Origin of the sequence: uncultured Campylobacter sp. (genome assembly GCF_938040115.1) — a bacterium.
Taxonomy (GTDB): Bacteria; Campylobacterota; Campylobacteria; order Campylobacterales; family Campylobacteraceae; genus Campylobacter_A.
Map to the genome: position 1 here is coordinate 1 of NZ_CALHXD010000264.1, position 3,274 is coordinate 3,274.

General features: G+C 43.4%; 3 protein-coding genes. All 3 read left to right on the forward strand.

Features of this window, described 5'->3' with window-relative positions; translation table 11 throughout:
* Nucleotides 1-33 precede the first annotated feature (33 nt).
* The gene (locus Q0314_RS08885) at nt 34-681 is read left to right on the forward strand and encodes a DUF4198 domain-containing protein (RefSeq protein WP_298058354.1); all 648 of its coding nucleotides are present in this window, start codon (nt 34-36) and stop codon (nt 679-681) included.
* Nucleotides 682-748: 67 nt separating this feature from the next.
* Nucleotides 749-976, forward strand: a complete 228-nt coding sequence (locus tag Q0314_RS08890; protein WP_298058356.1) for a ferrous iron transport protein A — start codon at nt 749-751, stop codon at nt 974-976.
* Nucleotides 967-3,274, forward strand: a 2,308-nt coding sequence (gene feoB / locus Q0314_RS08895; protein ID WP_298058358.1) for a ferrous iron transport protein B, incomplete at its 3' end; no start/stop codon positions are given. The genes Q0314_RS08890 and feoB, both read left to right, overlap by 10 nt.

The window sequence follows — 3,274 nt, forward strand, 5'->3', positions numbered from 1 at the left end:
TGCCTGGCGCGGTCGAATCGGTACGGCGGATGCGTGAATATAGGTTTCGGGCATGATTTCCCAAAATCAGAACCCATAGACGCCGAGCGCGTAAACAACTTTGAGGCACCCGTGATCCTTGGTAAAGACGGCAAGGTCGCGCTAAAACAAAGCGGAGAGAACTATCGCTACGAGGGCGCGAAACTAAAAGACGGCACATATGCGATTACCGGCGAATACAAGCCTACGTTTTGGACGGAAGATGCTGATGGCAAATGGCACATGGGCGGTACTAAAGAAACAATAAAAAATGCTAAATTTTGCCGCCGCGCTACGATGAGCGCAAAGAGCGTCATAAATGTCGGCGCAGGAGATGACTTTATAACCAAATCCACGGGGCAACGCCTTGAGATTGTGCCTTTGGAAAATCCGGCTAAATTTAAAGTCGGCGAGCCGTTTAAAGTAAAGGTGCTATTTGAAGGAAAACCTTTAAAAGTCGCTACCATTGACGGCACGTTTGACGGATTTTTGAAAGACAAAAGCGCGTTTCATGCAACGACCGATCTAAAAGGGGAAACCGAGGTTTTAGCGCTTAGACCAGGGAAATGGGTGCTAAAAGTAGTGCATAAATTCCCTTACGCAGATGCTAAAAAATGTGACGAAGAGACAGCTATAGCCTCTTTTACTTTTGAGATAAAATGAGTTTTATTAAATTTGACCGCTTTAGCAAAACAGAGGCGGTCAAATTTATATATTTAAGGAAAAGCGTATGAATCTTAGCTCTGCACAGGCTGGAATTTTATATAAGATAAAAGAGCTCAAAGCTGAAGGCAAACTACTTCAAAAGTTGCTCGATATGGGCTTTATAAACGGAGCCGTCATTGAAGCGGTAAGACTCGCTCCGCTTCTTGATCCCATAGAGTTTAAAATTCAGGACTGTTTGATATCGCTTAGAAAAAGCGAGGCGGCTTTGGTGGAGGTTGAAGTTTGCAAATAAAAGTAGCGCTTGCAGGGCAACCAAACTGCGGCAAATCCACCGTATTTAATATGATAAGCGGCATACGTCAGCATATCGCGAACTATCCCGGTGTTACCGTTGATAAAAAATCGGGTTTTTTTAGCGTAGCAGACGTGGATGTCGAGATGGTTGACCTGCCGGGCACCTATTCGTTTAGTTCGTATTCGCTTGAAGAAAAAGTCGCAAAAGAATTTATCGTAAACGAAAAGCCTGACGTCATTTTAAACATCATCGACGCTTCAAATTTAAAGCGAAATTTATACCTAACCTTTCAACTGCTCGAAATCGACGTTCCCGTCGTCATCGTCTTAAATATGCTAGATGTAGCTAAAAGACGCGGCATAATTATAGACTCCGGCAAAATAGCTAAAATTTTAAAATGTCCCGTAATCTGTGCTAGCGCGTCAAAGGGCGAAGGCAAGGCTGAAATTTTAGACATTTTAAGAAATGCTAAAAATCTAAAACAAAACTACAAAGAATTTAAGGTAAATTACGAAGAGTTGGAGCCTTTTGTTTTAGAGCTACAAAATAGCGTATCTTTAGATAAAGGCGTGAGTACGAGATGGCTTTGCGTAAAAGCCCTTGAAAACGACGCTGCGGCCTTAAATTTGCTAAAAAACTCTAACACCGAGATAGAAAATTTAACGGTGGAGCAAAGGGCTAAATTTAACGAAAAAACGGGCAAAAGCATTGAGGGCTATTTGGCTGCGCTTAGATACGAAAACGCGAGCATAGTCTTTAGCGAGTGCGTAAAAGAGACCAAGAAAAATCAAGCCACGCTAACGGACAAGATAGATAAAATAATCCTAAATCGTTGGCTTAGTTTTCCGATCCTTTTTGCCATTATTTTTGCGATTTACGAGAGCAGTATAGTTTTTGGTTATAAGCTCACGAACTACACTTGGCCGCTGCTTGCGGCTATTAAAAACTTTGTGGTTGATATTACGCCTGCGGCAGATATCGCTAAAGTGCCGCTCATAACAGACGCGGCTATATGGCTCGTAAATTCCGCCGTCGCGCTTTTAAACTACCTGCCGATATTTTTTATACTTTTTGCAATGATCGCAATTTTAGAGGATGTCGGATATATGCCAAGGATGGCATTTGTCTTAGATAAAATTTTTAAAAAATTCGGCCTACACGGGCAAAGCACCTTGCCGCTAGTACTTGGCGGGGCATTTGTAGGAGGCTGTGCGGTGCCGGGCGTTATGTCTACTAAGGGTATCGCCGACGATAGGGCGAGAATGGCGACTATTCTCACCGTTCCTTTGATGAACTGCCTAGCTAAGGTGCCTTTTTATACGCTGCTTTTGGGTGCGTTTTATACGACTACGATCGTGGCTGCGGACGGGACGAAAAGTATAAATACCTCGCAAATGAGCGTAATGATGTTTTATATCTCGACGGTTACGATCTTAGCTGCGCTTTTGATAGCTAAATTTTTAACCTCAACGATTTTAAAGACGAGAGAGACCGCACCCTTTGTGATGGAGCTACCGCCTTATCACCTGCCGACGTTTAAGGGCGTCGTGATAAGAGCGTGCGAGCGCGTGTGGTTGTATATCAAAAAGGTTTGTACGATCGTCATCGCAGTAGCCGTGATACTATTTGCGCTTTTGCAGTTTCCGGGACTTTCAAACGAAAAGCAGGAGCATTATGCAAACGAAGAGGCCAAGGCTCTAGCGAATTTTGAAGTGGCTGCAAGAAAATCAAGCTATTATGCGAGTGTAGACAGCAGAGAAAAGGTCGCGCAATTACTAAATTTTTATGACGGATACAAAGCTAAAAAGATGGGCGGAGGCAAAGGAATAGACGAAAAATATGAGGCCGAGAACCCCGAGTTTTACAAATTTATAATGCCAAAATCCGATCAAGACGCAAAAGCGATAAATTCAGCACTTAGAAAGCTATCGACGCAAAGAAAGACGATCCTAAGAGAGCAAAAAAACGACAAAATAGAAAGCTCGCTCCTTGGTATGGCCGGACGTGCGCTTGAGCCTATATCAAAATTTGCAGGGTTTGACTGGAGGATAAACGTAGCATTTTTAAGCTCGTTTGCCGCCAGGGAGTCTGCAGTGGCGACGCTTGGCAGTATATACGAAAGCGGTAAAGCCACCGAAGCAAGTAGCGGCGAAGAGATGAGGCCTGAAGAAGCAATGAGGCAAAGTAGCGGCTATACTCCGCTACATGCGGCCACAATCATTATATTTATGCTTTTGACACCTCCTTGCATAGCTACAATGATCGTAGTAAAAATGCAAACAAATAGTTATGCTT